The sequence below is a fragment of the Arthrobacter sp. SIMBA_036 genome, from assembly GCF_046535135.1.
Classification (GTDB): Bacteria; Actinomycetota; Actinomycetes; order Actinomycetales; family Micrococcaceae; genus Arthrobacter.
The window spans coordinates 258138-283543 of record NZ_JAWRXG010000001.1; the positions used below are offsets into that span (position 1 = coordinate 258138).

Annotated in this window: 25 protein-coding genes and 1 riboswitch; of the genes, 16 read left to right on the forward strand and 9 right to left on the reverse strand. The window is 64.1% G+C overall.

What is annotated here, in order from left to right; translation table 11 throughout:
- The first annotated feature begins 54 nt into the window (after window positions 1–54).
- Entirely contained in the window at window positions 55–882 is an 828-nt protein-coding gene (locus SB659_RS01260; protein WP_284978914.1) for a general stress protein, read from the forward strand.
- A gap of 3 nt (window positions 883–885) precedes the next feature.
- Here SB659_RS01260 and SB659_RS01265 read toward each other — a convergent pair whose 3' ends face one another.
- Window positions 886–2469: an aminopeptidase P family protein gene (locus SB659_RS01265; RefSeq protein ID WP_410549255.1), complete on the reverse strand. Its 1584-nt coding sequence runs from the start codon at window positions 2467–2469 to the stop codon at window positions 886–888.
- 80 nt (window positions 2470–2549) lie between these two features.
- Here SB659_RS01265 and SB659_RS01270 point away from each other — a divergent pair, with 80 nt between their 5' ends.
- Window positions 2550–3395 (forward strand): PHP domain-containing protein, encoded by an 846-nt coding sequence (locus SB659_RS01270; RefSeq protein WP_284978912.1) that lies wholly within the window; start codon window positions 2550–2552, stop codon window positions 3393–3395.
- A gap of 67 nt (window positions 3396–3462) precedes the next feature.
- The gene (locus SB659_RS01275; protein WP_284975977.1) at window positions 3463–4071 is read left to right on the forward strand and encodes a MarC family protein; all 609 of its coding nucleotides are present in this window, start codon (window positions 3463–3465) and stop codon (window positions 4069–4071) included.
- On the opposite strand, the gene SB659_RS01280 is transcribed toward SB659_RS01275, so the two are convergent.
- From SB659_RS01280 to thiE, 4 genes are all read right to left on the reverse strand, one after another.
- Window positions 4009–4935: a DNA-methyltransferase gene (locus SB659_RS01280; protein WP_284978911.1), complete on the reverse strand. Its 927-nt coding sequence runs from the start codon at window positions 4933–4935 to the stop codon at window positions 4009–4011. The genes SB659_RS01275 and SB659_RS01280 overlap by 63 nt on opposite strands.
- A gap of 8 nt (window positions 4936–4943) precedes the next feature.
- The gene (locus SB659_RS01285) at window positions 4944–6659 is read right to left on the reverse strand and encodes a DEAD/DEAH box helicase (protein WP_284978909.1); all 1716 of its coding nucleotides are present in this window, start codon (window positions 6657–6659) and stop codon (window positions 4944–4946) included.
- Between the two features lie 232 nt (window positions 6660–6891).
- Entirely contained in the window at window positions 6892–8403 is a 1512-nt protein-coding gene (locus SB659_RS01290) for an RNB domain-containing ribonuclease (protein WP_284978908.1), read from the reverse strand.
- Window positions 8404–8470: 67 nt separating this feature from the next.
- A complete protein-coding gene (gene thiE, locus SB659_RS01295) occupies window positions 8471–9154 on the reverse strand; it encodes a thiamine phosphate synthase (protein ID WP_284978907.1) in 684 nt (227 codons plus the stop codon).
- Window positions 9155–9180: 26 nt separating this feature from the next.
- Window positions 9181–9297: riboswitch (TPP riboswitch) on the forward strand.
- Between thiE and thiO the strand changes: the two genes are divergently transcribed.
- The 3 genes from thiO to SB659_RS01310 all read left to right on the forward strand — a co-directional run bounded on the left by thiO (window position 9290) and on the right by SB659_RS01310 (window position 11634).
- On the forward strand, window positions 9290–10570 hold the full coding sequence (gene thiO, locus SB659_RS01300; RefSeq protein WP_284978906.1) for a glycine oxidase ThiO: 1281 nt from the start codon (window positions 9290–9292) through the stop codon (window positions 10568–10570). Its footprint overlaps the riboswitch before it by 8 nt.
- Entirely contained in the window at window positions 10567–10803 is a 237-nt protein-coding gene (thiS, locus tag SB659_RS01305) for a sulfur carrier protein ThiS (protein ID WP_410549256.1), read from the forward strand. Before thiO ends, thiS begins: the two co-directional genes overlap by 4 nt.
- Window positions 10804–10806: 3 nt before the next feature.
- The gene (locus SB659_RS01310) at window positions 10807–11634 is read left to right on the forward strand and encodes a thiazole synthase (RefSeq protein ID WP_284978905.1); all 828 of its coding nucleotides are present in this window, start codon (window positions 10807–10809) and stop codon (window positions 11632–11634) included.
- A 112-nt stretch (window positions 11635–11746) separates the two neighbouring features.
- On the opposite strand, the gene SB659_RS01315 is transcribed toward SB659_RS01310, so the two are convergent.
- From SB659_RS01315 to SB659_RS01325, 3 genes are read right to left on the reverse strand one after another with little or no spacing between them, the layout of a single operon-like run.
- Window positions 11747–12049: a hypothetical protein gene (locus tag SB659_RS01315; protein ID WP_284978904.1), complete on the reverse strand. Its 303-nt coding sequence runs from the start codon at window positions 12047–12049 to the stop codon at window positions 11747–11749.
- 44 nt (window positions 12050–12093) lie between these two features.
- Window positions 12094–12318 carry a DUF3107 domain-containing protein gene (locus SB659_RS01320; RefSeq protein ID WP_144659727.1) on the reverse strand — a complete coding sequence of 75 codons (225 nt, stop codon included), beginning with the start codon at window positions 12316–12318 and terminating at the stop codon, window positions 12094–12096.
- 50 nt (window positions 12319–12368) lie between these two features.
- Entirely contained in the window at window positions 12369–13103 is a 735-nt protein-coding gene (locus tag SB659_RS01325; RefSeq protein WP_284978903.1) for a TetR/AcrR family transcriptional regulator, read from the reverse strand.
- Window positions 13104–13109: 6 nt separating this feature from the next.
- Between SB659_RS01325 and moeB the strand changes: the two genes are divergently transcribed.
- Together moeB and SB659_RS01335 are read left to right on the forward strand one after the other, a co-directional pair.
- Window positions 13110–14312: a molybdopterin-synthase adenylyltransferase MoeB gene (gene moeB / locus SB659_RS01330; RefSeq protein WP_284978902.1), complete on the forward strand. Its 1203-nt coding sequence runs from the start codon at window positions 13110–13112 to the stop codon at window positions 14310–14312.
- 47 nt (window positions 14313–14359) lie between these two features.
- Window positions 14360–15349: an SDR family NAD(P)-dependent oxidoreductase gene (locus SB659_RS01335; RefSeq protein WP_284978901.1), complete on the forward strand. Its 990-nt coding sequence runs from the start codon at window positions 14360–14362 to the stop codon at window positions 15347–15349.
- A gap of 16 nt (window positions 15350–15365) precedes the next feature.
- Here SB659_RS01335 and SB659_RS01340 read toward each other — a convergent pair whose 3' ends face one another.
- Window positions 15366–16688 (reverse strand): glutamyl-tRNA reductase, encoded by a 1323-nt coding sequence (locus SB659_RS01340; protein WP_284978900.1) that lies wholly within the window; start codon window positions 16686–16688, stop codon window positions 15366–15368.
- A gap of 180 nt (window positions 16689–16868) precedes the next feature.
- Here SB659_RS01340 and hemE point away from each other — a divergent pair, with 180 nt between their 5' ends.
- The 8 genes from hemE to SB659_RS01380 all read left to right on the forward strand — a co-directional run bounded on the left by hemE (window position 16869) and on the right by SB659_RS01380 (window position 25390).
- Window positions 16869–17984 carry a uroporphyrinogen decarboxylase gene (gene hemE, locus SB659_RS01345; protein ID WP_284978899.1) on the forward strand — a complete coding sequence of 372 codons (1116 nt, stop codon included), beginning with the start codon at window positions 16869–16871 and terminating at the stop codon, window positions 17982–17984.
- Window positions 17985–17989: 5 nt separating this feature from the next.
- Entirely contained in the window at window positions 17990–19480 is a 1491-nt protein-coding gene (hemG, locus tag SB659_RS01350; RefSeq protein ID WP_284979040.1) for a protoporphyrinogen oxidase, read from the forward strand.
- A 78-nt stretch (window positions 19481–19558) separates the two neighbouring features.
- Window positions 19559–20260, forward strand: coding sequence for a hydrogen peroxide-dependent heme synthase (hemQ, locus tag SB659_RS01355; RefSeq protein WP_410549257.1), 702 nt, complete (start codon window positions 19559–19561; stop codon window positions 20258–20260).
- On the forward strand, window positions 20257–21480 hold the full coding sequence (locus tag SB659_RS01360; protein ID WP_284978897.1) for a ferrochelatase: 1224 nt from the start codon (window positions 20257–20259) through the stop codon (window positions 21478–21480). The genes hemQ and SB659_RS01360 overlap by 4 nt, the downstream gene beginning before the upstream one ends.
- Window positions 21477–22475: a hydroxymethylbilane synthase gene (gene hemC / locus SB659_RS01365; protein WP_284978896.1), complete on the forward strand. Its 999-nt coding sequence runs from the start codon at window positions 21477–21479 to the stop codon at window positions 22473–22475. Before SB659_RS01360 ends, hemC begins: the two co-directional genes overlap by 4 nt.
- On the forward strand, window positions 22462–23337 hold the full coding sequence (locus SB659_RS01370) for a uroporphyrinogen-III synthase (protein ID WP_410549258.1): 876 nt from the start codon (window positions 22462–22464) through the stop codon (window positions 23335–23337). The genes hemC and SB659_RS01370 overlap by 14 nt, the downstream gene beginning before the upstream one ends.
- Window positions 23334–24314 (forward strand): porphobilinogen synthase, encoded by a 981-nt coding sequence (hemB, locus tag SB659_RS01375; protein ID WP_284978894.1) that lies wholly within the window; start codon window positions 23334–23336, stop codon window positions 24312–24314. Before SB659_RS01370 ends, hemB begins: the two co-directional genes overlap by 4 nt.
- Window positions 24314–25390, forward strand: a complete 1077-nt coding sequence (locus SB659_RS01380) for an LLM class flavin-dependent oxidoreductase (RefSeq protein ID WP_410549259.1) — start codon at window positions 24314–24316, stop codon at window positions 25388–25390. Before hemB ends, SB659_RS01380 begins: the two co-directional genes overlap by 1 nt.
- Window positions 25391–25406: the final 16 nt, after the last annotated feature.

A 25406-nucleotide genomic window follows, 5' to 3' on the forward strand; every position in this document is an offset into this window, starting at 1 on the left:
ACTCTTTTAGCTGAATTCCAGCCGCTTCCCATGTCGATGCGACACAATGGGGCTATGTCTAACATTTTTGGTGCTCCCAAAGCCCTTGAGGAATCCCGCAGTGTGCCGCAAGGAGACACTGTTGGCTCGTATACCTCGTATTTGGATGCCCAGAAGGCGGTGGACTACCTCGCGGACCAGCAGTTCCCGGTTCAGCACGTCTCAATCGTGGGTAACGACCTGAAAATGGTGGAGCGGGTCACCGGCCGGCTGAGTTACCCGCGGGTGGCCTTGTCTGGTGCCCTGAGCGGCATGTGGTTCGGCCTCTTCGTCGGCGTCATGCTCTCCTTCTTCACTCCCGCTGGCGGACCGTTTTCGATTATCACCTCTGTGTTGATGGGCGCGGCCTTCTTCATGCTGTTCGGCATCGTTACCTACGCCACCCAGCGTGGAAAGCGTGACTTCACATCGACCAGCCAAGTTGTGGCCACCAATTACGACGTCATCGTCGCCTTTGAAGCTGCCCACGAGGCACGCAGGTTGCTCCAGCAGCTGCCAATGAACTCGTCCCAAGCCGGCGGCCGCCCAGGGCCCTACAGCACACCGAGCGCGCCGTTCCAGCAGCCGGGCCAGGCCCCGGAACGTCCCTCGACATGGCACGACCCCTATGGCCAGCGCACCCCTGGTAACGATGGCTCCGGCACTCCTGCAGGCCAGAATGTGCCTACGTCAGGGGCAACTCCAGCGGACCAGGCTCCGCAAAAGCCCGTTTCCGGCGCCGTTCGGTACCCGGACCTCCCCGACGGTCGCCCCCAATACGGGGTCCGTGTGAACGAAGGTAATTCAGCACCGCAGGGCGACGCCCAGCCGCCTGCTGCCGGGGAGAACCCCCGGCAGCAGTAGTGGTTAGCCCGCGGCCTCTTGGTAAATCCCGGCCATCCATGATTCGACGTCCTCGACCGTACGGGGGAGGGCGGCACTGAGGTTCAGTGGGCCGTCCGCGGTCATCAGGATGTCGTCCTCGATCCGGACGCCGATGCCGCGGTACTCCTCGGGAATAGCCAAGTCCTCGTTCTTGAAGTACAGTCCCGGCTCGATGGTGAAGACCATTCCCTCGGTGAGGACCCCGTCCAAGTAGAGTTCGCGCTTGGCTTGTGCGCAGTCATGGACGTCCAGGCCCAGGTGGTGGCTGGTTCCGTGCGGCATCCAGCGCCGGTGCTGCTGGCCCTCGGGGCTGATCGCTTCTTCGACAGAGACCGGCAACAGGCCCCACTCCGCCAGGCGTTCTGCGAGCACCGTGGTGGCAGCGGTGTGGATGTCGCGGAACTTGACGCCCGGACGCGCAGCAGCGAATCCGGCGTCGGCGGCGTCGAGGACAGCTTCGTAGACTTTGCGCTGAACGTCGGTGAACGTGCCGGTGGCCGGCAGGGTGCGGGTGACGTCCGCGGTGTAAAGCGACTCCGCCTCCACCCCGGCGTCCAGGAGGAGGAGCTCCCCAGCCTTGACGGGGCCTGAGTTTCGGGTCCAGTGGAGCACCGTGGCGTTGTTGCCGGATGCCGCTATGGTGTCATAGCCCAACTCGTTGCCTTCTTCGCGTGCCCGGGCAAAGAAGGCACCTTCAACAACCCGTTCGCCGCGCCGGTGGGTCAGTGCGCGCGGAAGGGCGCGGACGACGTCGGCAAAGCCTTCGACGGTGGCGGCCACGGCGATCTTCATCTGCTCGATCTCCCACTCGTCCTTGATGAGGCGCAATTCAGAGAGTGCTTCGCTCAGCTTTTCATCGAGTGCGTCGAGTTCACCAAGGTCAAGGTTTTCCGGGTCCTTGGCGGTGTTGAAGCGGGCAGTGTCCACCAGGGCATCGATGTTCTCGTCTACTCCGCGGACCAGGCGGATGGAGATCCCGCCGATCTCCGGAGCCCCGACGTTCTTGGTGATACCGACCTCCAGTTCGGAGATGTCGGCGGTGGGGAGGCCCAGCCGGGCCTCGAATTCAGCGAGCGTTGGACGTGCACCGATCCAGAACTCACCGGAGCGCGAGTCGGCGTAGAACTGTTCTGTATCGCGCCCGGCGAGCGGCCGGAAGTAAAGCGTCGCCGCGTGGTGGCCGGCGTCGTCGCCCTTTCCTTCAGCGACAGGCTCGAGGATCAACACGGCGTCGGGCTCGTGGTCCAGGCCCAGCCCGGTGAGGTGCGCGAAACCGGAGTGCGGGCGGAACCGGTAATCGCAATCGTTGGAGCGTACCTTCAGTGGCCCCGCCGGGATGACCAGCCGTTCGCCCTTGAACAGTTCGGAGATGGCACGACGGCGGCGGGCAGCGTGGTCAGCGACGGCGTCGCGCGCAGGGGTTACCTGCGGGGCGGGCGCCCAGTTGCTGGCCATGAAGGCCTTGAAGGCCTCGGATGTGGGCCGCTGGGAACGGTTGTTCACGCGTTCTTGCAGGGGCTGGGAATTTGCGGAGTCCATGTTTTGGGTGTTTTCGGCATCGTTCACCGTTACATCGTCCCACCAGTGAGTTGATGTGGCCAACGGCGCACCGGCGTATGCGGCCGCGCATCCAATAGGCTGGGAAAGTGAGGATCGACCTGCATACGCACTCCAATGTTTCCGATGGAACCCAGTCCCCGGCGGAGGTGATTGTTTCCGCCGTTGCGGCGGGGCTCGACGCCGTGGCATTGACGGACCACGATTCCACGGACGGCTGGGAGTCTGCGGCTGCAGCGGCGCAGGACAATGGGATTGCCTTTGTTCCCGGGATGGAAATTTCCTGCAGGACAAAGGAAGGGATCAGCGTCCATCTGCTGAGCTATTTGCACGATCCCGCGCACCCCGGCTTGCTGGAAGAGATCACCAAGTCCAAGGACGCCCGCCTGACCCGTGCCGAGCACATGGTCAGCCTGCTGTCCGAGGATTATCCGCTCACGTGGGATGACGTGATTCACCATGTTGCGCCCGGGGCCACCGTGGGCCGCCCGCATATCGCCGACGCGCTGGTCGCTGCCGGAGTTGTGGCGGATAGGACGGAAGCGTTCACGTCGATCCTCACGTCCCATTCACGGTACTTCGTCCAGCACTACGCGCCGCACCCGGCCCTCGCCGTCGAGCTCGTCCGGGCAGCGGGCGGCGTGCCCGTCTTTGCGCACCCGGTGGCGTCATCGCGCGGACGGATCGTGGGGGAGGGCGTTTACCAGGAGATGATCGACGCCGGACTGCTGGGCGTGGAGGTGGACCACCGGGACAATCCCGAAGAAGGACGCACGTTCCTTCGCGAACTGGCCGCGACCCATGGACTGCTGGTCACGGGTTCCTCGGATTACCACGGGGCCGGCAAGCCGAACCTGATCGGCGAGAACACCACGCGACCCGAAGTCCTTGCGCGGATAGAGGAATTGGCAACCGGCAGCAGGGTAATCCGGTGAGGCAGGGTAGTCCGCTGAAACAAGGTAGTCAGGTGGAACACGATACCTGCGCCACAAGGGTGGCCTGATGGACGTCCAACTACTCGCATCCGTGATCGTCACGCTTTTCGTCATTATGGACCCGCCCGGAACGGTGCCCATTTTCATGTCCCTAACGGCTCAAATGTCGGCGAAGGACCGGAACCGTTCTGCCTTCCAGGCTCTCCTGGTAGCCACGGGCGTCATTGTGCTCTTCGCCATTTTCGGGCAGTCGATCCTGAACTACATGCACATCTCGTTGGCCGCCCTTCAAGGAGCGGGCGGATTGCTGCTGGTTTTGATTGCCTTGCAGTTGCTTACGGGGTCCACCAGCGGCGAGGAAAACGCCGCCAAATACAAAAACGTGGCGTTCGTGCCCTTGGGGACCCCGCTGATGGCCGGGCCCGGAGCGATCGTGGCGGTCATGGTTTTCGTTCAGCAGTCCCACGAGGTCTCGCAATACCTTGCCGTGGGATTGGGAATCGTGGTGGTGCTCGCCTCGCTGTACCTCGCCATGCGGTTCGCTGGTCTGGTTCAGCGGGCCTTGGGCGAGAACGGCGTGGAACTGGTCACCAGGATCGCGGGTCTGTTGCTCTCAGCCATCGCCGTGCAGATGATTGCCAACGCCGTGCAGGCGTTCGTCAAAAGTGCTGCTTGAAACGGCTGGATGGAAGGCTGCTTTGGCGCCCAGCCGTTTGCGCATGACGTCAATCGCCTGTTCATTTTGGTCGACGCAGACGAACTTCCGTCCCAGTTTGGCCGCGACCGCGCCCAGGGTTCCTGAGCCTGCAAAGAAGTCCAGGCACCAGTCTCCTTCACGGCTGGAGGCCGAGACGATCCTGCGGACCAAACCTTCGGGCTTCTGGGTGGGGTAGCCGGTTTTCTCGCGGCCCGTCGGCGACACAATGGTGTGCCACCAAACGTCCGTCGGCAGCTTCCCCAGCTCGCGTTTGGCTGGCGTGACGAGCCCCGGGGCCATGTACGGCTCCCGGTCGACCTCTGCGTTGTCGAAGTGGTACCTGGCCGGGTTCTTGACGTAGACGAGGATGTTGTCATGCTTGGTCGGCCAGCGGTTCTTCGCGCGGGCGCCGTAGTCGTACGCCCAAATGATCTCGTTCAGGAAGCATTCCCGGCCGAAGATGGAATCGAGCATCACCTTGGCGTAGTGCACCTCGCGGTAATCGAGGTGAAGGTACAGCGTGCCGTCATCGGCCAAAAGCCGCCAAGCTTCCAAGAGCTTGGGCTCCAGGAACGACCAGTAGTCGCTGAACGCGTCGTCGTAGCTGTGCAGGGCGCCCTTGATGGTGTCGTAAGAGCGACCCTTGAACCCGACCCGGTCGCCGTCGCCGTCCGCGTTGCGGACCATCCGCGTTTCCTGTCGGCGTTGGACCCGCCCGGTGTTGAAGGGCGGGTCAACATAGATGAGAGTGAAGGCGCCGTCCGGCAGGGTTGGCAGGAAGTCCGCGTTGTCCGCGTGTACCACCAGATTGCTGCCGTCCGGCGCCCAAACAGTGTCAGTCATTGAGGACTTTAGGCCTCGGAGTTGCCGGACTGGGTGCCTGCGGACTCACCGGAAACCACTTCACCGTTGCGGCGGCGCGTGCGGGTACGGCGTGCGCGTACCGGCTTTTCTGCGGCGTCCCCGGAAACCGGTGCCTCGGAGGCAGCTGCTGCTGGAGCCGCTTCGCCTTCGGAGGTACGACGACGGCGGGTGCGGTTGCGTCCGGCGTCCGCCTTTGCTTCGCTTGAGTCGCCGTCCCCGGACTTGCCGGAGCGGCTACGGCCAGCATCGCGGCCCCGGCCGCTGTCACGCCCACCGTCGCGCCCGCCGTCGCGGCCCGATCCGCCCGAGCGTGAGTTCTTCTTGCCCGTTTCCCCGAGGTCCTCGAGAACTTCGGCGTCCACACCGGCAAGGACCCGCTTGTTCCGCGGGAGGCGGCCCTTGGTGCCCTCGGGAATGTCCAGGTCCGCGTAGAGGTGCGGCGAGGAGGAGTAGGTCTCGACCGGCTCGGGAACGCTGAGTCCCAAGGCCTTGTTGATCAGGCCCCAGCGGGGCATGTCGTCCCAGTCCACGAACGTGACGGCAGTGCCCTTGTTGCCTGCGCGGCCGGTGCGGCCAACCCGGTGCAGGTAGATCTTTTCGTCTTCCACGCACTGGTAGTTGATGACGTGCGTGACGTCGTCGACGTCGATGCCGCGGGCGGCGACGTCGGTGGCGACGAGGACGTCCACCTTGTTGTTGCGGAAGGCCCGCAAGGCTTGTTCGCGCGCGCCTTGGCCGAGGTCACCGTGAATGGCTGCCGCAGCGAAGCCGCGGTCCACCAACTCCTCGGCGACCTTCGCGGCGGTGCGCTTGGTCTTGGTGAAAATGATGGTTCGTCCGCGGCCACGGGCCTGCAGGATACGTGCCACGACTTCGGTCTTGTCCATGCTGTGCGCACGGTAGATGAGCTGGCGGATGTCGCGCTTGGTGAGGCCCTCGTCGTCGGGGTCGGCTGCGCGGATGTGGGTCGGCTTGGTCATGTAACGGCGGGCCATCGCGATGACGGGGCCGGGCATGGTGGCCGAGAAGAGCAGGGTCTGACGAACCGCGGGAGTGCCGGCGATGAGTGTCTCGACGTCCGGAAGGAAGCCCAGGTCCAGCATTTCGTCTGCCTCGTCAAGGATCACCATCTTGACGTTCTTCAAGCTCAGGTGCTTCTGCTTATAGAGGTCGATCAACCGGCCGGGTGTACCGACAACAATCTCGACGCCCTTTTGCAGCGCGTCCACCTGGGGCTCGTAGGCCCTTCCGCCGTAGATCGTCGCGATACGTGCATTGCGTTGGCGTGAGGCAGTCTGGAGGTCGTTGGCAACCTGGACCGCGAGTTCACGGGTGGGGACGATCACCAATGCCTGCGGCGCGCCGGGAACTGCGAGCTTGGAGTATCCCGGGTCATCGCGTCCTTCAACCCGTTGCAGGGCAGGGATGCCGAATCCCAACGTCTTACCGGTACCCGTTTTGGCTTGGCCGATGATGTCGTGGCCGCTCAGCGCCACGGGCAAGGTCATGGCCTGGATGGGGAAGGGATGCGTGATTCCGGCGTCGGCCAGAGACGCGACGATGTCGGCGCGGACGTTGAAGTCGGCGAATGTCTTCTCTTCGATCTCGTGGGGCGTCTCGGTGGAGACGATGGTTTCCTCGGGTTCGAGAATTTCGGTGCCGGTGGAGTCGGTGAGGACTTCATGGGTATGCAATTCACTCACAGGGAGTTTCCTTATTCATTTAGGCATTGGCGCTGCATGCTCAACGGGGGCAGCGAAGCCGTTACCGGAGCACGAACGGGCGCACATGCAATTCCAGTGGAAGCCGATCGCGGGCTATCTAGTTACTGGCACTGGTGACCAGCCGGTATATCTCAAGATCGCGTAGGGGCGGGCTTGTTGAGTTCAAAATCATCTGAATCAACGACCGGGCATCCATTACTACTGGCTCAGTCTATCCTCTGGCAGCCTCAAAGCCCGGATCGTCCGTTCCATGGCTTGGCGGGAGCAACTCGAACCTGATCTCGCGATTGGCAATGTCGGCCTGCGTCAGGCGCACCCGGACTTTGGTCCCTGACTCCATTTCACCGTCGCATCGGGCCGTCACGGCCGGATCCGCGATCTGGACGAGGCCGGAAGGGCCGCTCCCGTTGCCGTTTCCGTTTCCGTTGCCTGCTTTGGACCCGGAGATGACCACAGCATCGAATTCCTGGCCGATGAGGTTGGCCACGAGCGCCGCCTCTACCGTGTCAACAGCCAACCGTTCGAGCCGGCCTGCGAGCTGGTCCGAGGTCGCCATGATCTCAGGCAGTGAGGGGAGGGCTTCACGGGCCCAGGCCGGGATTTCCCGCTTGTTGCTGAGGGCCTCGCAGATGACCAGGACGAATCTGTCCACGAGCCTTCGGAGGGGCGCCGTGGCGTGGGCATACGGTGCGCCGATGGCCGCCTGGAGGACCTCTGCGGGAACATCGCCGTCGAAGGGAGTGTAAGCGGCCCCACGGAACAGGGAGCCTGCCGAATGGAGGATGGCCAACTGCTTGGGGTCGGTTGCATCAAGGGTCCGCAGATACTCGCCATAGCTCACCTGGCCGTCCCAAGGCTTGCCGAGGGCCTGTGTTTGCCTCTTGAAATGCAGCAGCGAGCGTTCGTCAGGGGCCGGCATGGTCCGGAGGATCCCCACCTTGCCCGCCAGCATCAGTTGCGCAGCAGCCATCCCTGTCATGAGGGAAATCTGCGCGTTCCAGTCTTCCACGGGCAAAGAGGGGGCGGCTACGATCTTGTACCCGCCGCCGTCGTTCGCTTGGACGATTTCCTGTTCGGGCATGTTCAGGCTGGCCCCGCCACGCAACCGTTCCAGTTCCACCCGCTTGAGGCCGACCTCCTTGAGCAGTTGCAGCGTAGCCGGTGCGGTCCCGGCGTCGATCTGTTGCTGGACGCCGTGATAGTTGAGTTTGGCCCGGCTCCGGACCGTGGCGCGAACCACGGTGACACTGACGACGTCGGCCGCCTGGTCCAGCGCGAAGTTCCACACGAAGGCTCCGCAGTCCTGTCCCTCCAGCAGGCTCCCGGCCTGTTCGCTGATGATTTCCGGGTGCAGCGGAATACGTCCGTCCGGCGCATAGAAGGTCTGGCCCCGGTGGCGGGTCTCCGCGTCAAGGGCACCACCTGGCACGACGAAAGAGGGCACATCGGAGATGGCGTACAGGACCTTGTAGCCGTCTCCGGCACGGTCGATGAACAGCGCTTGATCGAGGTCGGTGGAGGTCGCAGGATCGATGGTGACGAACGGAACATCCCGCATGTCCGCTGCAGGCAACTGGTGGTTTTCCACCGCTTTCCGGGCCTCGGCCACAGCCGCATCCGGATAGGGGCCCGGCAGTTCCAATTCGGTCCTCAGCGCGGCCAGCGCCGCAGCGAGCTGGTCTGTCGGGTCGATGACGTTGGGTGCTATCCGATGATGTGACACGAAAGTCAGGTTAGCCCGAAACGGGCCCGGAGTCTCGAAACCCGGGCAGCATCAATTTGCTGTGCGGCTAAGCGGCGTCCAGCGCTTCGATCAGTGACTTGGCCGCCGTCGTCGGATCAGTGGCTTCGGTGATGGCGCGGACGACGACGACGCGGCTGGCCCCCGCGGCCACCACCTGTTCCACGTTGTCAAGATCGATGCCGCCGATCGCGAACCAGGGCAGCGGTTCGTTCCTCCCAGCCTTCTCCTCCACACGCTTCACGGCTTCTGCGGCATATGTGACCAGCTCCAGTCCGACGGCGGCACGGCCAGGTTTGGTCGGCGTTGCCCAGACCGGGCCAACACAGAAATAGTCCAAGGCTGCCGTGCCCGCAGAAGCGTTGATGGCCGCATCGATCTGCCGGGGATCGTGGCTGGAAAGGCCGATTGCCGTGTTGCCGCCGAGAAGCCCGCGGGCAGCACCCAAGGGGAGGTCTTTTTGCCCGATATGGAACACGGGAGCCCCGGAAACACTGGCGACGTCCGCCCGGTCGTTCACGGCCCATAACCGGCCGTGACGCTCGGCAACCGAACGGAGGATGGCAAGTTTTTCCAGCTCCTCCGCCGCTTCCAAGGTCTTATCCCGCAATTGGATGATGTCCACGCCGCCCTGGAAGGCCGCGTCCACGAAGTCTTCAAAGTCGCCCTGCCTCGCCCGCGCATCAGTGCACAAGTAGAGGCGGGCAGAGGCAATGGCTTGGTGCTGGGTCATGGAACCACAGTAGTTCCTCTAAACTGGGCACGTACTGCGGGAGCCGGAAAACGTCATATGACCGTCCGGCTGAGAGGGCTTCAGCGCCGACCGCTTGACCTGATCCGGCTAGTACCGGCGTAGGGAAGGAAACAGATGGCAGAATCCAGCCACATCCAGGGCGGCGAAGGGCCCCTGCATGCCGACGTCGCCGTGATCGGTGGGGGAGTCATCGGCCTGGGCATCGCCCACGAAGCCCGTCGACTCGGCCGCTCGGTGGCACTCATCGACCCCCGCCCCGCTACCGGAGCGACCTTTGCTGCCGCCGGCATGCTGGCGCCGGTCAGCGAATTGCACTACCAGGAGGAAGCCCTCCTGGAACTCATGCTCGAATCGTCCCGCTTGTGGCCGTCGTTCGCCGCCGGCCTCCCTACAGCTGGCGGGAGCACCGGTTACCGCACGACGTCGACCCTTGCAGTGGGCGCGGACGCGGCGGATCGTCGTGCACTGATGGACCTCCGTTCCGCGCAGCTCGCCGCCGGGCTGGCGGTGGAACCCATGGCCTTGCGGCAGGCGAGGGAGCGTGAGCCGCTGCTGAGTCCACATATTTCCTGCGTCTTTGATATCCCATCCGACCATCAGGTGGATCCACGGAAGCTGGCAGCCTGCCTGTTGGCCCGACTGGCCATGCATTCACCAGCAGACACCACCTGGGTGGCCGGGGCAAGGGACGGATTTGGGGTGGCGTCCGCAGCAACCGGCCTGATGCGGGACGGCGAACGCGTCACCGGCGTCGAACTCGACTCCGGCTCGGTTGTTGTGGCGGAAGAGACGGTGCTGGCCAACGGGCTGGGCGCCCGGCAGTTCCCCGGACTCCCGGACGGGCTGACACTGCCGCTGCGTCCTGTGTATGGCGATATCCTCAGGCTTCGGGTGCCGGAGCACCTCCGGCCTTTGGTCACCTCAACCGTCCGGGGAGTGGTCCGTGGCGTGCCCATTTACATCGTTCCCCGGGATGACGGAACGGTGGTCATTGGGGCAACACAAAGAGAAGACGGATTATCGTCGGGCACCGATGCCGTCTCTGCCGGCGGTGTGTACCAACTCCTGCGGGACGCCCAAGCACTGGTTCCGGCGGTGGCCGAACTCGAACTCCTGGAAGTCACAGCCCGCGCCAGGCCGGGCACCCCGGATAACGCACCGCTCCTTGGGCGCGTCGCCGCTTCCACGGGTCACACTGAAGGGCTGGTCATCGCCACCGGATTCTTCCGCCATGGTGTCCTCCTGACACCAGTCGCCGCCAAGATAGTGGGCGGATTGCTTGATGGCTTCTCGGACCCGCGCTGGTCAATCTTCCGGCCCGACCGGTTCGATCCGCGGCGATCTGGCCTCACGCATTCTGAAAACCCTCAAACGCTCAACCTAGGATCAGCATGAACATCAAACTCAACGGTGCAGACCACGCGGTCGCGGAGGACGTCTCCGTTAGCACGCTCGTCACCGCCATCACAGGGCGGGTCTTGGACCACCGCGGACAGGCTGCCGACGGCGGCAAGCTCGGTGTCGCCGTCGCCCGTAACTCCGAGGTTGTGCCCCGCAGCCAATGGGCTGCAACGGCGCTCGCCGATGGGGACGACGTAGAACTTGTTACCGCAGTCCAAGGAGGCTAAAGCATGACAACGGCATCAACCGCAGCGCAGGAAACAACAACAACGCCGTCTTCCGGCGATCACGATCCCTTGGTAATCGACGGCGTCACGTTCGGCTCTCGACTGATCATGGGCACAGGGGGTGCGCCGAGCCTGGACGGGCTGGGCGCCGCCCTTTTGGCCTCCGGCACGGAACTGACCACTGTCGCCATGCGGCGGTATTCCCCAGCGGAAACCGGCTCGCTGTTCCAACTCCTGGTGGACAACAACATCAAGGTACTGCCCAACACCGCAGGGTGCTTCACGGCAAAAGATGCCATCATGACGGCGGAGCTGGCCCGTGAGGCATTGGAGACCGACTGGGTGAAACTGGAGGTCATTGCCGACGAGCACACGCTGCTTCCGGACGGCGTGGAGCTCGTGGACGCCACCGAACAGCTGGTGAACCGCGGCTTCAAAGTCTTTGCCTACACCAATGACGATCCCGTCCTGGCCCTGCGGTTGGAGACGTTGGGAGCCACAGCAGTTATGCCACTGGGTGCACCCATCGGGACGGGCCTGGGCATCCTGAACCCGCACAATATTGAACTCATTGTTTCCCGCGCGTCCGTTCCCGTCGTCCTCGACGCCGGCATCGGGACAGCCTCGGATGCTGCACTTGCCATGGAACTAGGCTGCGATGCTGTCCTCCTGGCCACAGCCGTCACCCGGGCCCAGAACCCGGTGCAGATGGGCGCGGCGTTCAAACACGCAGTCATGGCGGGAAGGTTGGCGCAACGCGCCGGCCGCATCCCCAAACGTGAACATGCCCTCGCGTCATCGGCCATGGAAGGCCGGGCCGAGTTCCTGTAGAGGCGCGTTCAGCGGACCTGTTAGATGTGCCCGAAGGTGTTGTTGAAGGTGCTTAATAGCGGAGGGCCATCACCCATAAGGTGATGGCCCTCCGCTATTAAGTGAACCGCGGCTAGAGCCGCAATGCCCGGGTGAGCGCAGCAGTGTCGATCTTGGTCCGCGTACGTCCCAGGAAAAGCGCCACGGCCACCGCGGCGATGGTTCCCAACACGATAGGCGCGACCCAAGGAATCCACGTCAGGCCCGGCTGGTATCCCCAGCCGACGCTGATGAAGATGATCCAGGCCAGGGCACCGACGGTGGTCGCGACGCCGGCCGGCAGCACAGTCCCGTATCTACTGTGACGCTTGTCAGCTCCCCACACGATGAAACCAGCGGCAATGGTAGCCAAGACCACGATGACGAGGGAAAGCATGGGCGCTCCTTGTGGGACTGCTGCTGGGTAGGACTGCTGAGCTTCTAGAGTGCGCCGAAGCCGACGCGGCGGACCTCTTCAGCCCCAATTTCGACGTACCCCAAGACGTTGCCGGGGACGATGATCTGGCGGCCCTTCTCATCCGTGAGACGGAGCTCTGAGCCCTTGGACACTGCCTCGGCCACAATCTTGGCCACAGCGTCAGCATCGAGGGCCGATTCGAGCACGATTTCGCGGCCGACGTTCTGAATGCCGATCTTTACTTCCACAGCAAGGCCTCCAAGCCAATCAAGTGTTAGGTCTGTCCTCTATTTGTAGCCTAGGACTCTTTAGGGAAACGACTGATTCCGCGCCAAGCTAAACGATAGATCAGGTCGCTGGCCACATCGAGGTCCAGGTTACCGTCGGTTTCCAGCCAGTACCGGGCGCTGACCTGCGCCATGCCGGCGAGCCCACGCCCCAGGAGCTGGGCCTCCAGCGGAGGCAGCTTGGTGTCTTCGGCGATCACGTGTGCGACGGCGTCGGCGAAGGTCTTGTTGAACGTCTCCAAGCGCGAACTGACATCGGGATCGTTGATGAGGTCCGATTCGAACACCAAACGGTGGGCTTGGTCGTCGTCGGCAATGAACCTGTAGTACGCACGCATGACGGCCTTGACGCGCTCTTTGTTATCCGTAGTGGAGTTCAGGGCGCTGAGCATGAGCTCGGTCAGGGTGGCCAGATGGCTGTCCAGGAGAGCCATATACAGTTCGCGCTTGGACGGGAAGTGCTGGTACAGAACGGGCTTGCTGACGCGAGCTGTCTCTGCGATCTCATCCATGGCGGCCCCGTGGAAACCGTTGGACACAAAAACCTCCAGGGCGGCGTTGAGCAACTGTGCCCGACGTTCGTCCCTTGGCAACCTGGGTGACCGGGGCGATCCTGCCCGGTCCGGCTTCGCTGCTGCCCCATCGTTTGCCCGTGTGCCGTCAGCCACAGTCAGCCGCCTTTCCCTTGCAGTTATGACCACTCTACCGGTGGGTAATATGACCTGGCGGCATCGGCGGGCATACATTGGGGTATGGCCTCAATTGTTGCTGCCCACTCCGCTGCGCCCGCTGTCCTGCCACCCCTTGTTGAACCGGCCGCCGGGCTTACGCCGGCCGAGGTTGAGCGATATTCGCGCCATCTCATCATTCCGGAAATTGGCGCTGTAGGCCAACGCAGGCTTAAGAACGCCAGGGTCCTCGTCATTGGCGCGGGAGGGCTGGGCTCGCCCGCTTTGTTGTACCTGGCCGCCGCAGGCGTGGGAACCTTGGGAATCGTGGACGACGACGACGTTGACCTCAGCAACCTGCAACGGCAGGTCATCCATGGCGTCAAGGACGTGGGGACGCCCAAGATCGAGTCCGCACGCAAGGCAATCGCCGAGCTCAACCCCCTGGTCAACGTGGTCACCCACAATGTTCGCCTCGATTCCTCCAACGCGCTGGAGCTGTTCGCCCAGTACGATCTCATCCTCGATGGCGCAGACAACTTCGCCACCCGGTACCTCGTGAACGACGCCGCGGCCATTCTCGGCAAGCCCTACGTGTGGGGATCCATCTTCCGCTTTGACGGCCAAGTGAGTGTCTTTTGGGCCGAGCACGGGCCCAGCTACCGGGATCTTTATCCCGAGGCGCCTCCCGCCGGCTCGGTGCCGTCCTGTGGTGAAGGTGGCGTTTTTGGCATGCTGTGCGCCGCCGTCGGTTCCCTGATGGTGACCGAAGCCGTGAAGCTGATCACCGGCGTCGGGCGTTCGCTGCTGGGCAGGGTGGCGCTCTTTGACGCCTTGGGCGGCAGCTGGCGGGAAATTAAGGTGTCCAAGGACCCGGAAGCTGAACCGGTCACGGAGTTGACCGACTATGAGGCCTTCTGCGGTATCACGCCTCCTGCACCGACAGACCAGGATCACACTGTCTCCGCCAAGGATCTCGCGGCCATGCTCGCCGAACGTGATGCAGGTGACCGGGACTTTGACCTGGTGGATGTACGCGAGTCCGGGGAACACAGCATTGTCAGCATCGACGGCTCGGTCCTCATTCCTCAGGGCCGAATACTTTCCGGTGAAGCGTGGGTGGAGCTGCCCCAGGATAGGGACATCGTGTTCCACTGCAAGGCAGGGACGCGCTCGGCTGCCGTGTTGGAGGCTGCGCGCAAGGCCGGCTATACCCGGGTCAGCCATCTCGACGGCGGCATCCTCGCCTGGGTTCGGGACATCGAGCCGGAGAAACCTGTCTACTGATCGTTTATTGGTTGCCCACCCTCTGCGCCATCTGGGAAGCTCAACGCATGATCAACGAATCGAACATCACCCCGCAGTTGCCCATCCATTCCGGCTTCGGCCATGGCTCGACTGCTTCGGACGTTATCGCCGGCATTGATTTGTCGGGGAAGACAGCCATCGTTACAGGTGGCTACTCGGGCCTCGGCTTGGAAACCGTGAAGGCTTTGGCCTCCGCTGGAGCGGAGGTCACGGTTCCCGCCCGGCGCCCCGATCATGCCCGCACCGTGCTGGCCGCGGCAGGGGTGGGCGATACTGTGGTGGTTGAAGCCCTTGACCTGGCAGACCAGTCAAGCGTCAAGGATTTTGCGGCCCGGTTCCTGGCATCGCACAGCACCTTGGACATCCTGATCAACAATGCAGCCATCATGGCCAGCCCTGAGCAGCGTTTGGGTCCGGGCTGGGAAGCGCAGTTTGCCACCAACCATTTAGGGCACTACACCTTGGTCAACTTGCTGTGGCCGGCCCTGGTTGCCTCCGGAAATGCCAGGGTTGTGTCGCTGTCCTCAACCGGCCACAAGCTGTCCTCGATCCGTTTTGACGACATCAACTTTGCCGGTGGCTACGACAAGTGGAAAGCCTATGGCCAAGCAAAAACAGCCAACGCCTTGTTCGCCGTGGAGTTGGACAGGTTGGGCCGGGACTCGGGCGTGCGCGCTTTCGCGGTGCATCCAGGGGGCATCATGACCGAACTCCAACGGCACCTGCCCAAGGAGGAGATGGTGGCCGCCGGGTGGATGGATGCCGAAGGGAACGTCCGCGAGGGCTTCAAGACACCGGAGCAAGGAGCGGCCACCTCCGTGTGGGCGGCAACGTCACCGGCTCTGGACGGCCATGGCGGGGTCTACTGCGAAGATTGCGACATCGCCAATCCCACGGACCCTGAATCGCCCCTCGCCAGGTACCAAGGAGTAGATGCCCACGCGATCGATAAAGCCGATGCACGGAAGCTGTGGGAACTCTCTGCAGAGATGACCGGCGTGAACGCGTTCGCCTAACCGGTAATTTAGCCGGTTATGCGGTCTCGGAGCGGAGTTCCTGGTGGTCCACCGGGCACTCCGCGGCCGGGGCGGGGGACTGCGGCTGCTCTACCTGAATTCCATAAAGAGCCTCAAGCGCCGCGACGTACTCCTCCTGCTGGCCGTTCGCTGCAAGCTCGCGTGCGCGAACAGTGGGAATATGCAGGAGTTGCTTGACCATGCGGCGGAGCGCAAACTCCACCTCCTCGGCTGCAGCGGTGCAGCCATGCCGGGCGCGGACCTTTTCCATCTCTGCGTCCAGGACATTCATGGTGTGCCGGCGCAGTGCCACAATGGCCGTGTCCACTGAACGGGCTTCACGCTCGGACTCGAATGACTGGGCGGCCTTGGTCACTATGGAACTGGCCTGCGTCAGGGATTCGGCTTGCTCCTGGGGTGCGGCAAGGCGCACGGACTCAAGGGTGAGGAGCTCGACGTCGTCAAGCTCGCCAACCGCAGGATCGAAATCGTGGGTGAGGGCAAGGTCGATGGCGATCAGCGGCTTGCCGGAGTTGGCACGGACACGGGCGAGGTCTTGAGCCTCGACTTGGTTGTCCGAGCCGCTGCAGCCAATCATGACGTCGGCCTCCGCAACGGCAGCCGGAAGGGAGTCGGCGTCGAGCGCCGTTCCGCCGCGCGTGGCGACGAATCCCTCGGCGCGTCCGGAGGACGAGTAAACGGAGATGTCCGTGCAACCCCGTTCGCGCAGCAGGGACATCGTGGCGCCGGCATAGGCGCCGGTCCCGAAGACCACGACTTTCTTGGTTGACCAATCGTCGTTCTCAGCCAGGTCCGTGGCGAGGTCCAAGGCAACGGAAACGATGGAAAGTCCGCGCGAACCAAGGGCGGTTTGGGCACCCACGTCCTTGGCGGTCTTGGAAGCAGCCTGGAAGAGCCGCACGAGGCCCGAGCTCGCAGTACCTTTTTGCTGGGCGCTGATGAGTGCCCGGCGGACTTGCCCGGCGATTTCACGTTCCCCCACCACGGCAGAGTCCAATCCGGCGCTGACGGCAAAGAGGTGCCGGGTGACGTCGGGGCCCACATGGGTGGAGAAGGAGCGGGAGACCATCTGCTCGTTGAGGCCGCTGAGTTCGCTGATCTGCGAAACGAGGGCTGAACGGGCCGCTTCAAGGTCGGCGGCGCTGGACGTTTCGCCGTATACCTCGTAGCGATTGCAGGTGGCCAAGACCACTGCTCCGGAAACCTCAGGGGAATCCGTCAGGGTTGCAGAGGCAAGCTCGGAGGAACCGTTGCTCAGTTGAGCGACGGTTTCGAGATCGATGTCGGCGTGTGTAGCCACCAATGAGAAAAGAACCACAGCAAACCCATCATAGCTTTTTCGTAGGCTGGTAGAACAATACGGGACCGTGGCAATCCACACGGGAGGCAGTGACGCCCGCCACGCCGGGGATCGCATCCGAAGCCCGGTCCGGGCTTCAACCTGGACGTGACAGGCTGTCGTTATCTTTTGCCGGCGATTTTGGGGACAATCGTAGGCATGACTTCTAGCCCGGCAGCACCCCAGAGTACGGCCACCAGCGTTCCAGCCGGAGTTCTCGGCGCAACCCATCCGCTGATGGATGGCCGCACCTCGGACTCTCCGCTGATCACGGCTTACCGTGGCGGCAAGCCCTCCCGCCGTCCCGTATGGTTCATGCGCCAGGCCGGACGTTCCTTGCCGGAATACCTCAAGGTCCGTGAGGGAGTCGCCATGCTGGACTCTTGCCTACGCCCTGAACTGGCGTCCGAGATCACGCTTCAGCCGGTGCGCCGCCACGATGTGGACGCCGCAATCTTCTTTTCGGACATCGTTATCCCCTTGAAGCTCGCCGGCGTCGGCGTGGACATCGTTCCCGGCGTCGGGCCTGTCTTGGACAAGCCGGTCCGCACCGCAGCGGATGTTGCGGCCTTGCCCACGCTGACGTGGGAGGCCCTTGAGCCTATTCGTGAGGCCGTACGCCTGACGGTCGCGGAATTGGGCTCCACGCCGCTCATCGGCTTCGCCGGTGCGCCTTTTACGCTTGCCGCCTACATGGTGGAAGGTAAGCCGTCCCGGGACCACTTGGGGCCACGGACCATGATGCACGCCGATCCGGAAACCTGGACGGCTCTGGCCAACTGGGCGGCCGACGCCTCCGGACTCTTCCTCCAGGCGCAACTCGAAGCCGGTGCCTCAGCAGGCCAGCTCTTTGACTCATGGGCCGGATCCCTGGGACTGGCAGATTACGTCAAGTACGTTGCACCAGCCTCGGCCCGCGCGCTGGACCATGTCCGCGGCCTCGGCGCACCCCTGGTTCACTTCGGTACCGGCACGTCCGAATTGTTGGTGGCCATGCGCGACGTCGGCGTTGACGTTGTCGGCGTCGATTACCGCCTTCCGCTGGATGAGGCGAACCGTCGCCTGGGCGGTACCGTCCCCCTGCAAGGCAACATCGACCCGGCCCTCCTGTCCGCTCCGTGGCACGTCCTGGAGGCCCACGTTCGCGAGGTCATTGCCGCTGGTGCCCACGCCCCGGGCCACGTCCTCAACCTTGGCCACGGAGTTCCGCCGGAAACGGATCCTGCTGTTCTGACCCGCGTGGTGCAGCTGATCCACTCGATCCCCGCGGAGTAGCCATGATGCGCGGGGAGCATGTCACCGCCAAAAAAGGCACACACGGACCCACCGCAGTGGTGGTGGGTGGCGGAATATCCGGCCTGATAGCGGCGCGCGAACTTGCCAGGGCCGGACATTCGGTCACCGTCCTTGAAGCAACCGACGCCTGGGGTGGTTGCGTCGGCAGCCACGTCGTTGCCGGGCTGCAGTTGGACAGCGGAGCGGAGTCCTTCGCCACCAGATCCACCGCGGTGGCGGACCTCGCCCGCGAGCTCGGCCTGGGGGATGCCATCGTGGCCCCGCACCCCGGCGGTGCGTGGGTGCAACTTCCGGATGGGCCACAAGAGCTCCCCAAAACGGGCGTTCTCGGTATCCCGGCGAACCCTTGGGATCCTGAAGTCCGGCGTTCGCTGGGGCTCATTGGTGCACTCAGGGCCTCACTTGATCGATGGCTTCCGGCCTCCCTGGGAACTTCCGCTGATGTTACGAGCGTCGCGGCGCTGGTGCGGGCCAGGATGGGCCGCAGGGTACTGGAGCGTTTGGTCGCACCAGTGGTCGGTGGCGTTCATTCGGCAGACCCGGCCCTGCTGGATGTTGACATGGTTGCCCCTGGCTTGCGGGCAGGCCTCCGGGCACAGGGTTCCTTGGCTGCCGCTGTTGCTGCGCAACGTCAAGCTGCCGGCAAGAAAGCCGCGCCTGGGCCTGGGCCGGGGCCTGGTTCCGTGCCGGCAAAGGCGGGCTCCGCCGTCGCCGGTTTGAAGGGCGGCATGAACACTTTGGTGACAGCGTTGGTCGCCGACCTCCGCCGGCGCGGGGTCGAACTGCTGCTTTCCACGCGTGCTACCGGAGTGCTGAAGACGCAGGACGGCTGGAGGGTCACCGCGGGTACCGAAACGTTCGACGCCGGCAGGCTGGTAGTTGCGCTCGACGGCCCGGCCGCCGTCGGCCTGTTGCAGGAGTCCCTGCCCGCCTTGTCCGTTCTCCGCCCGGCGCCGGGGCCGCTGGTAAGCCTCGTGACGCTGGTAGTCGACCTGCCGGAGTTGGATAGCCGTCCGCGTGGCACGGGAGTGCTCGTGGCGCCGGAAACGCCGGGCATCATGGCTAAAGCGCTGACCCACGCTACGGCAAAGTGGGATTGGCTTGCCGATGAGGCTGGTCCCGGCACGCACGTCCTCCGCCTGTCCTACGGGCGCCGCGAGGAGGCGGGAGGATCGGCCGATATCGTCCTGGATGACGAATCGCTGCTCCAGGCCGCCTTGGCGGATGCTTCCGCGCTGTTGACCGTTCCCGTGTCCCGGACGGACATTGTGGGTTGGGATGTGGTCCGTTGGGCGGGGGCGTTGCCCTTTGCGGCAGTCGGTCACAAACAGCGTGTTGCTGAGGTGCGCAAAGTGTGCGCGGAGGTGGGAGGCCTGACGCTTGTTGGCGGGTGGCTGGCTGGAAATGGCTTGGCCGCAGTGGTGGCAGATACACGCGCCCAGCTTGCCGTCGACCGCCTGACGCCTTCCCGCTGAGTATGATTTACATCACTTCTACGTCTTGTAGAACTAGTTCGTTTCGACTTAGCGGCCAGCGCGGGGCAAACTTGAACCATGAGCCACACTTCTGCCGAATCTGTCACTAAAACTGCCGGGCCCGAAGAGCAGTTCTTCACGCTTTGGACGGTCTTCAAGCGCTCGTCCGACGTCCTGCGCAGCGGCGAGGCTGCCCAGGAATTCGAGGCCCTCACAGGATCGCTCGCAGAGGGCGGAGTGGTGCTGCGAGGCAGCTATGACGTGTCGGCAATGCGCTCGGATGCGGACATCATGGTGTGGCTCCACGGCGCGAAGCCGGAAGACCTGCAGGCCGCCGTCCGTTCCATCCGCCGCAGCAAGCTGTTCGCGGGCACCGAGATCGTCTGGTCCGCCATGGGCGTGCACCGTGAAGCCGAATTCGCCAAGAACCACGTGCCGGCATACGCGCGCGGCGTTGAGCCCAGCACTTGGCTCTGCGTCTACCCCTTCGTCCGCTCTTACGAGTGGTACATCCTTCCGGCAGAAGAACGCGGCGAGATGCTCCGTGACCACGGCATGCTCGGCCGTGACTTCCCCCAAGTCATCTCCAACACGGTCTCCTCCTTCGCTTTGGGGGACTGGGAGTGGATCCTCGGCCTCGAGGCACCGGAACTGGTCGACCTCGTTGACCTGATGCGCCACCTTCGCGCCACTGATGCCCGCAACCACGTCCGGGAAGAAATTCCGTTCTACACCGGCCGCCGCGTGACGGCCGCCGAGATTGCCGAGGTCCTGGCATGAGTGAGCTCACCATTTCCACTGAGCCGAACCAGGTAACCGAGCGCGGCCGACAAGAACCCAAGCAGTACGACGCCGTGTTGCTCGCCTCTTTCGGTGGCCCCGAAGGCCAGGAAGACGTGATCCCGTTCCTGCGCAACGTCACCCGTGGCCGCGGCATCCCCGATGAGCGCTTGGAAGAGGTCTCCCACCATTACCGCGCTTTTGGTGGAATCAGCCCCATCAACCAGCAGAACCGTGAGCTGAAGGCTGCGATCGAGGCAGAACTGTCCAAGCGCCGCATCGAGCTGCCGGTACTGTGGGGCAACCGGAACTGGGAGCCCTACATCGCCCCGGTCCTGCAGGACGCCTACGACGCCGGCCACCGCCGCATCCTGATGCTCACCACCAGCATCTACTCCTGCTACTCCAGCTGCCGCCAGTATCGGGAAGACATCGGGCTGGCACTGACGGAAACCGGCCTGGACGGGAAGCTCCAGGTGGACAAGATCCGGCAGTACTTTGACCACCCGGGCGTGGTTCAGCCGTTTATCGAAGGCACCACGGCAGGTCTGGCAGAGGTCCGCGGCAAGCTTGCTGCTGCCGGCGAAGCCGACCCCGACTCGAAGATCCGCGTTCTGTTCGCCACGCACTCCATCCCCACCCGGGACGCTGAAGCTGCGGGAAAGTCCGACGACGAGCCCCGCGAGTTCGCCGAAGGGTCCGCCTACGCCGCCCAGCACCTGGCCAACGCCAAGGCCATCATGGACGTTGTTGCCCCGAACGTCGCTTGGGACCTCGTGTACCAGTCGCGTTCCGGTGCGCCGCACATTCCCTGGCTGGAGCCCGACATCAATGACCACCTTGAGGAGATCGCTCCCCAGGGTGTGCGCGGCGTCGTCATCGTGCCCCTCGGGTTCGTCAGCGACCACATGGAAGTGGCCTGGGACCTCGACACCGAGGCACTGGAAACGTGCAAGAACCTCAACATCGAAGCAACCCGCGTTCCAACCCCCGGTACCCATGCCGCCTTCGTCTCCGGCTTGGTGGACCTCATCTGCGAACGCACGGCGGAGAACAATATTGCCGAACGCCCCCACGTCACCGATCTCGGGCCGTGGTACGACGTGTGCCGTCCCAACTGTTGCGAGAACTTCCGTGGTGCCAAGCCGGTCATCGCCGAGGTTGGTACCAGGATCGGACTCGACCACGACGAGTACCCCGCAGCCGAGGCAGCCAAGTGACCGTTCGCATCGGCACCAGGGCCAGCAAACTGGCTTTGACGCAGACGCAGCAGACCGCCGATAAGTTGGCAGCTGTTGGTGGCTTCCCGGTAGACCTGGTGCACATCAGGACCGAGGGCGACGTCAAAACCGGCTCCCTCTCCCAGATGGGAGGCACCGGCGTGTTTGTAGCGGCTTTGCGTGACGCGTTGTTGGCTGAGACCTGCGATGTTGCCGTGCACTCCCTCAAGGATCTCCCAACCGGGGCCGCACCCGGGTTGAGTATTGCTGCAACGCCCAAGCGTGTGGATGTCAGGGACGTGCTGTGCGCACGCGATGGCATGACGCTCGCTGAACTCCCGGGCGGAGCGAAGGTGGGCACAGGTTCTCCACGCCGGGCAGCCCAGCTGAGAGCCGCGCGCCCGGACATTGAAGTCCTCGATATCCGCGGCAACGTGGATACGCGTCTGGGACGCGTCCCGGGGCTGCCCGGAAACACCACGGCTGAGGTTGTTCCCGGCAAGTCCTGCGACCTCGACGCCGTGGTCCTCGCCGCTGCGGGACTGGAGCGAATGGACCGCTTGGACACCGTGAGCGAGTTCTTCGGTACCGATCTCATGCTGCCCGCGCCCGGTCAAGGCGCGCTCGCCATCGAGTGCCGCACCGTAGACGCACCGCCCCAAGCAGGATCCACCGAGGGCTCCAATGGTGTGTTGGCCCAGGCCCTGGCCGCACTGAACGACGACGACACCCGGCTGGCCGTCACGGCCGAACGCGCAGTGCTTGCCAGGCTTGAAGCGGGGTGCGCGGCCCCCGTGGGCGCCTATGCGTTCCGTAAGGGCAGCATGCTGCACTTGGAAGCGGCCGTGTGCGCCGTGGACGGCACCAAGATCGTGCGTGAAAAGAAGGCGACAGACGGCCTGACAGTTGTGGGCGCGACGTTGCTGGGCATCGAAGTGGCGGAATTGCTGCTGGCGGCAGGTGCCGCGGAGATCGCGGATCTTGCCGCTTCCTAAGCCTTCGGCTACCTCAGCTGTGACCGGTCGGCGCATCCTGATCACCAGGACCGCCGACCGGGCCCAGCCCCTGGCTTCGCTCCTCGGAAACCTGGGCGCGGAGCCCCTGCTGCTGCCACTGATCGACTTCGAGCGGGCCCAAGACCAAGCATCCCTGGACGCCGCCATGGACGCGCTTGCCGCCGGCGGCTTTGACTGGCTGGTGGTCAGCAGCAGCACCACGGTGCGTGCGCTGATGGAGAACGCGGCGGGACGCGGCGCCGCCCTGGTCGACCTTATTCCCGCTGGAACCCAGGTGGCCACCGTTGGTGCCTCGACCCAACGCGTCCTCGAATCAGTCGGCCTCCGGGTTGCTTTGGCGCCCTCGGAGACCCAATCCGCCGAGGGCCTGCTTGCCCTGTGGGATCCTGCACCGGCACGGGTCTTCCTGCCGCAGGCCGACCTCGCCGCACCGGGCCTTCGGCAGGGATTGGCAGCACGGGGCGCGGACGTCACCGCCGTCACCGCGTACCACACCGTCGATTTCCCGGCGAGCGAGGAACGGCGCCTGACCGCTGAGCTGCCGGCCGGCGTCGTGCCTTCCGAAACAAGTACCCTTGTCCTCACGCCGCTGGAGGTTGGTCACGAGCTCGAGGCCGGAAGGATAGATGCTGTTGTAGCTGCGTCGCCCAGCGCCGTGCGTCGCATCGCCGGCCTTTTTCCCCAGCTGGCTGGCTGCTGCTTCATCGCGATAGGACCTCCGACGGCGGCAGCGGCCTCCGCGCTGGGCATCACTGTTGCGGCCATCGCCCCACAACCAACTCCGGACGGCATCGTGTCCGCCCTCGAATCTGTTTTCGCCAACGAAGGGAACCTGCCATGAGCTTTCCGAACCACCGCCCCCGCCGCCTGCGCACAACACCGGCCATGCGGCGGCTCATTGCCGAAAACCGCCTCGCGCCGGCAGACCTGATCCTCCCTGCCTTCATCCGCGAGGGCCTCACCGAGCCCAGTCCCATCAGTTCCATGCCCGGCGTTGTCCAACACACCACGGAGTCGTTGAAGCGGGCGGCTGCTGAGGCCGTGGAGCTGGGTGTCGGTGGCATCATGCTGTTCGGTGTACCTGCAGTACGCGACGCGCGGGGAACCGCTTCGCTTGACCCGGACGGCGTCCTGAACAAGGCCATCCGCGATGTCAGGGCCGAAGTGGGCGACGACCTGGTGGTGATGAGTGATGTTTGTCTTGACGAATTTACCGATCACGGCCACTGCGGAGTCTTGGATGATGACGGATATGTGGATAACGATGCCACGCTCGCCATCTACGGACAGATGGCTGTGGCCCAGGCTGATGCCGGTGCGCATGTCCTGGGGCCTTCGGGCATGATGGACGGACAGATCGCCGTGATCCGCCAGGCCCTGGAAGAGTCCGGGCACAAGAACACGGCAGTCGTGGCCTACGCGGCAAAGTACGCGTCCGCTTTTTACGGGCCGTTCCGCGAAGCCGTTGACTCCCAATTGAAGGGGGACCGGCGGACGTACCAGATGGATGCGGCCAACCGTCGCGAGGCCATCCTGGAAGTTGAGCTGGACCTTGAGGAAGGTGCGGACATGGTCATGGTCAAGCCGGCCATGAGCTACCTGGATATCCTGGCCGACGTTGCCGCCATGAGCCCTGTGCCTGTCGCGGCCTACCAGATCTCAGGTGAGTACGCCATGATCGAAGCGGCAGCCGCCAACGGCTGGATCGACCGGCGCGGCGCGATCACTGAGTCCGTGCTCGGGATCAAACGGGCCGGAGCGGATAACATCCTTACCTACTGGGCCACCGAATTGGCAGGTTGGCTGAAGGAGTCCTGATGAGCGCCGTACCCACCGATCCTTCGGCCCCCGTTGGTGCCAACCGGATCCTGCTTGGAGTGAACACTTTCGGTGACGCAGGGCTCGACGCCGACGGGAACCCGAAGGAGCACGCGCAAGTACTGCGTGAGTTGCTGGAAGAAGCCAAGTTGGCCGACGCCGTCGGAATCCACGCTTTTGGCGTGGGGGAGCACCACCGCCGCGATTTCGCGGTGTCCGCGCCTGAGGTCTTCCTTGCCGCCGCCGCTGCGGTGACGTCCCGGATCCGGCTGGGCTCCGCCGTGACGGTGCTGAGCTCGGATGACCCCATCCGCGTCTTCCAACGGTTTGCCACGGTGGATGCGTTGTCCAACGGCCGGGCCGAAGTGATGCTTGGCAGGGGCTCGTTCGTGGAGTCGTTTCCGTTATTTGGCCTGGACCTAGCCGATTATGAGGTCTTGTTCGAGGAAAAGCTGGAACTCTTCGACAAAGTGCGCACCCAAAAGCCCATCCACTGGGAAGGGCGGACCCGTCCCAACGTGAGCGGGCTCCAGGTGTATCCGCGACTGCAGCACCATCTGCTGCCAGCGTGGATCGGCGTGGGAGGGACGCCCGAATCCGTGCTGCGCTGCGCCGAATATGGCTATCCGATCATCTTCGCGATCATCGGAGGGGAGCCGCGCCGCTTCGCCCCGCTGGTAAACCTTTACCGGGACGCGATGGCAAAGTACGGCCACCCAATGAGGCAAATTGCCACGCACTCCCCAGGATTCATTTCGGACACCGATGAGGCCGCCCGCGAGGAGCTATTCCCGCACTGGCTCGCCCAACGCAACCGGATCGGCGCGGAGCGCGGTTGGGGCCCGGGCAACCGCGGCGAGTTCGATGCAATGTGCGGCCCCGAGGGTGCCCTCTACGTGGGATCTCCCGAAACGGTCGCCCAAAAGATTGCCCTGCTCAAGCGCAACCTCGGAGTGGACCGCTTCGACCTCAAATACAGCAACGGCACACTGCCACATCAATCCATGATGCGGTGCATAGAGCTATACGGCACCGAAGTGGCGCCCCGGGTTGCCGAGTTACTGGCCGCAGCCTAGTCACGGCGCTCCCCGG

What these genes read in the sequence shown, in the direction of transcription:
- SB659_RS01360 (WP_284978897.1), top strand. Translation starts at nt 20,257, where the DNA reads ATGAGTGAGCTCACCATTTCCACTGAGCCGAACCAGGTAACCGAGCGC.
- SB659_RS01260 (WP_284978914.1), top strand. Translation starts at nt 55, where the DNA reads ATGTCTAACATTTTTGGTGCTCCCAAAGCCCTTGAGGAATCCCGCAGT.
- SB659_RS01280 (WP_284978911.1), bottom strand. Translation starts at nt 4,935, where the DNA reads ATGACTGACACTGTTTGGGCGCCGGACGGCAGCAATCTGGTGGTACAC.
- SB659_RS01275 (WP_284975977.1), top strand. Translation starts at nt 3,463, where the DNA reads ATGGACGTCCAACTACTCGCATCCGTGATCGTCACGCTTTTCGTCATT.
- moeB (WP_284978902.1), top strand. Translation starts at nt 13,110, where the DNA reads ATGGCCTCAATTGTTGCTGCCCACTCCGCTGCGCCCGCTGTCCTGCCA.
- SB659_RS01310 (WP_284978905.1), top strand. Translation starts at nt 10,807, where the DNA reads ATGACAACGGCATCAACCGCAGCGCAGGAAACAACAACAACGCCGTCT.
- hemE (WP_284978899.1), top strand. Translation starts at nt 16,869, where the DNA reads ATGACTTCTAGCCCGGCAGCACCCCAGAGTACGGCCACCAGCGTTCCA.
- SB659_RS01335 (WP_284978901.1), top strand. Translation starts at nt 14,360, where the DNA reads ATGATCAACGAATCGAACATCACCCCGCAGTTGCCCATCCATTCCGGC.
- hemG (WP_284979040.1), top strand. Translation starts at nt 17,990, where the DNA reads ATGCGCGGGGAGCATGTCACCGCCAAAAAAGGCACACACGGACCCACC.
- thiS (WP_410549256.1), top strand. Translation starts at nt 10,567, where the DNA reads ATGAACATCAAACTCAACGGTGCAGACCACGCGGTCGCGGAGGACGTC.
- SB659_RS01380 (WP_410549259.1), top strand. Translation starts at nt 24,314, where the DNA reads ATGAGCGCCGTACCCACCGATCCTTCGGCCCCCGTTGGTGCCAACCGG.
- SB659_RS01315 (WP_284978904.1), bottom strand. Translation starts at nt 12,049, where the DNA reads ATGCTTTCCCTCGTCATCGTGGTCTTGGCTACCATTGCCGCTGGTTTC.
- hemB (WP_284978894.1), top strand. Translation starts at nt 23,334, where the DNA reads ATGAGCTTTCCGAACCACCGCCCCCGCCGCCTGCGCACAACACCGGCC.
- hemQ (WP_410549257.1), top strand. Translation starts at nt 19,559, where the DNA reads ATGAGCCACACTTCTGCCGAATCTGTCACTAAAACTGCCGGGCCCGAA.
- SB659_RS01325 (WP_284978903.1), bottom strand. Translation starts at nt 13,103, where the DNA reads ATGTATGCCCGCCGATGCCGCCAGGTCATATTACCCACCGGTAGAGTG.
- thiO (WP_284978906.1), top strand. Translation starts at nt 9,290, where the DNA reads ATGGCAGAATCCAGCCACATCCAGGGCGGCGAAGGGCCCCTGCATGCC.
- thiE (WP_284978907.1), bottom strand. Translation starts at nt 9,154, where the DNA reads ATGACCCAGCACCAAGCCATTGCCTCTGCCCGCCTCTACTTGTGCACT.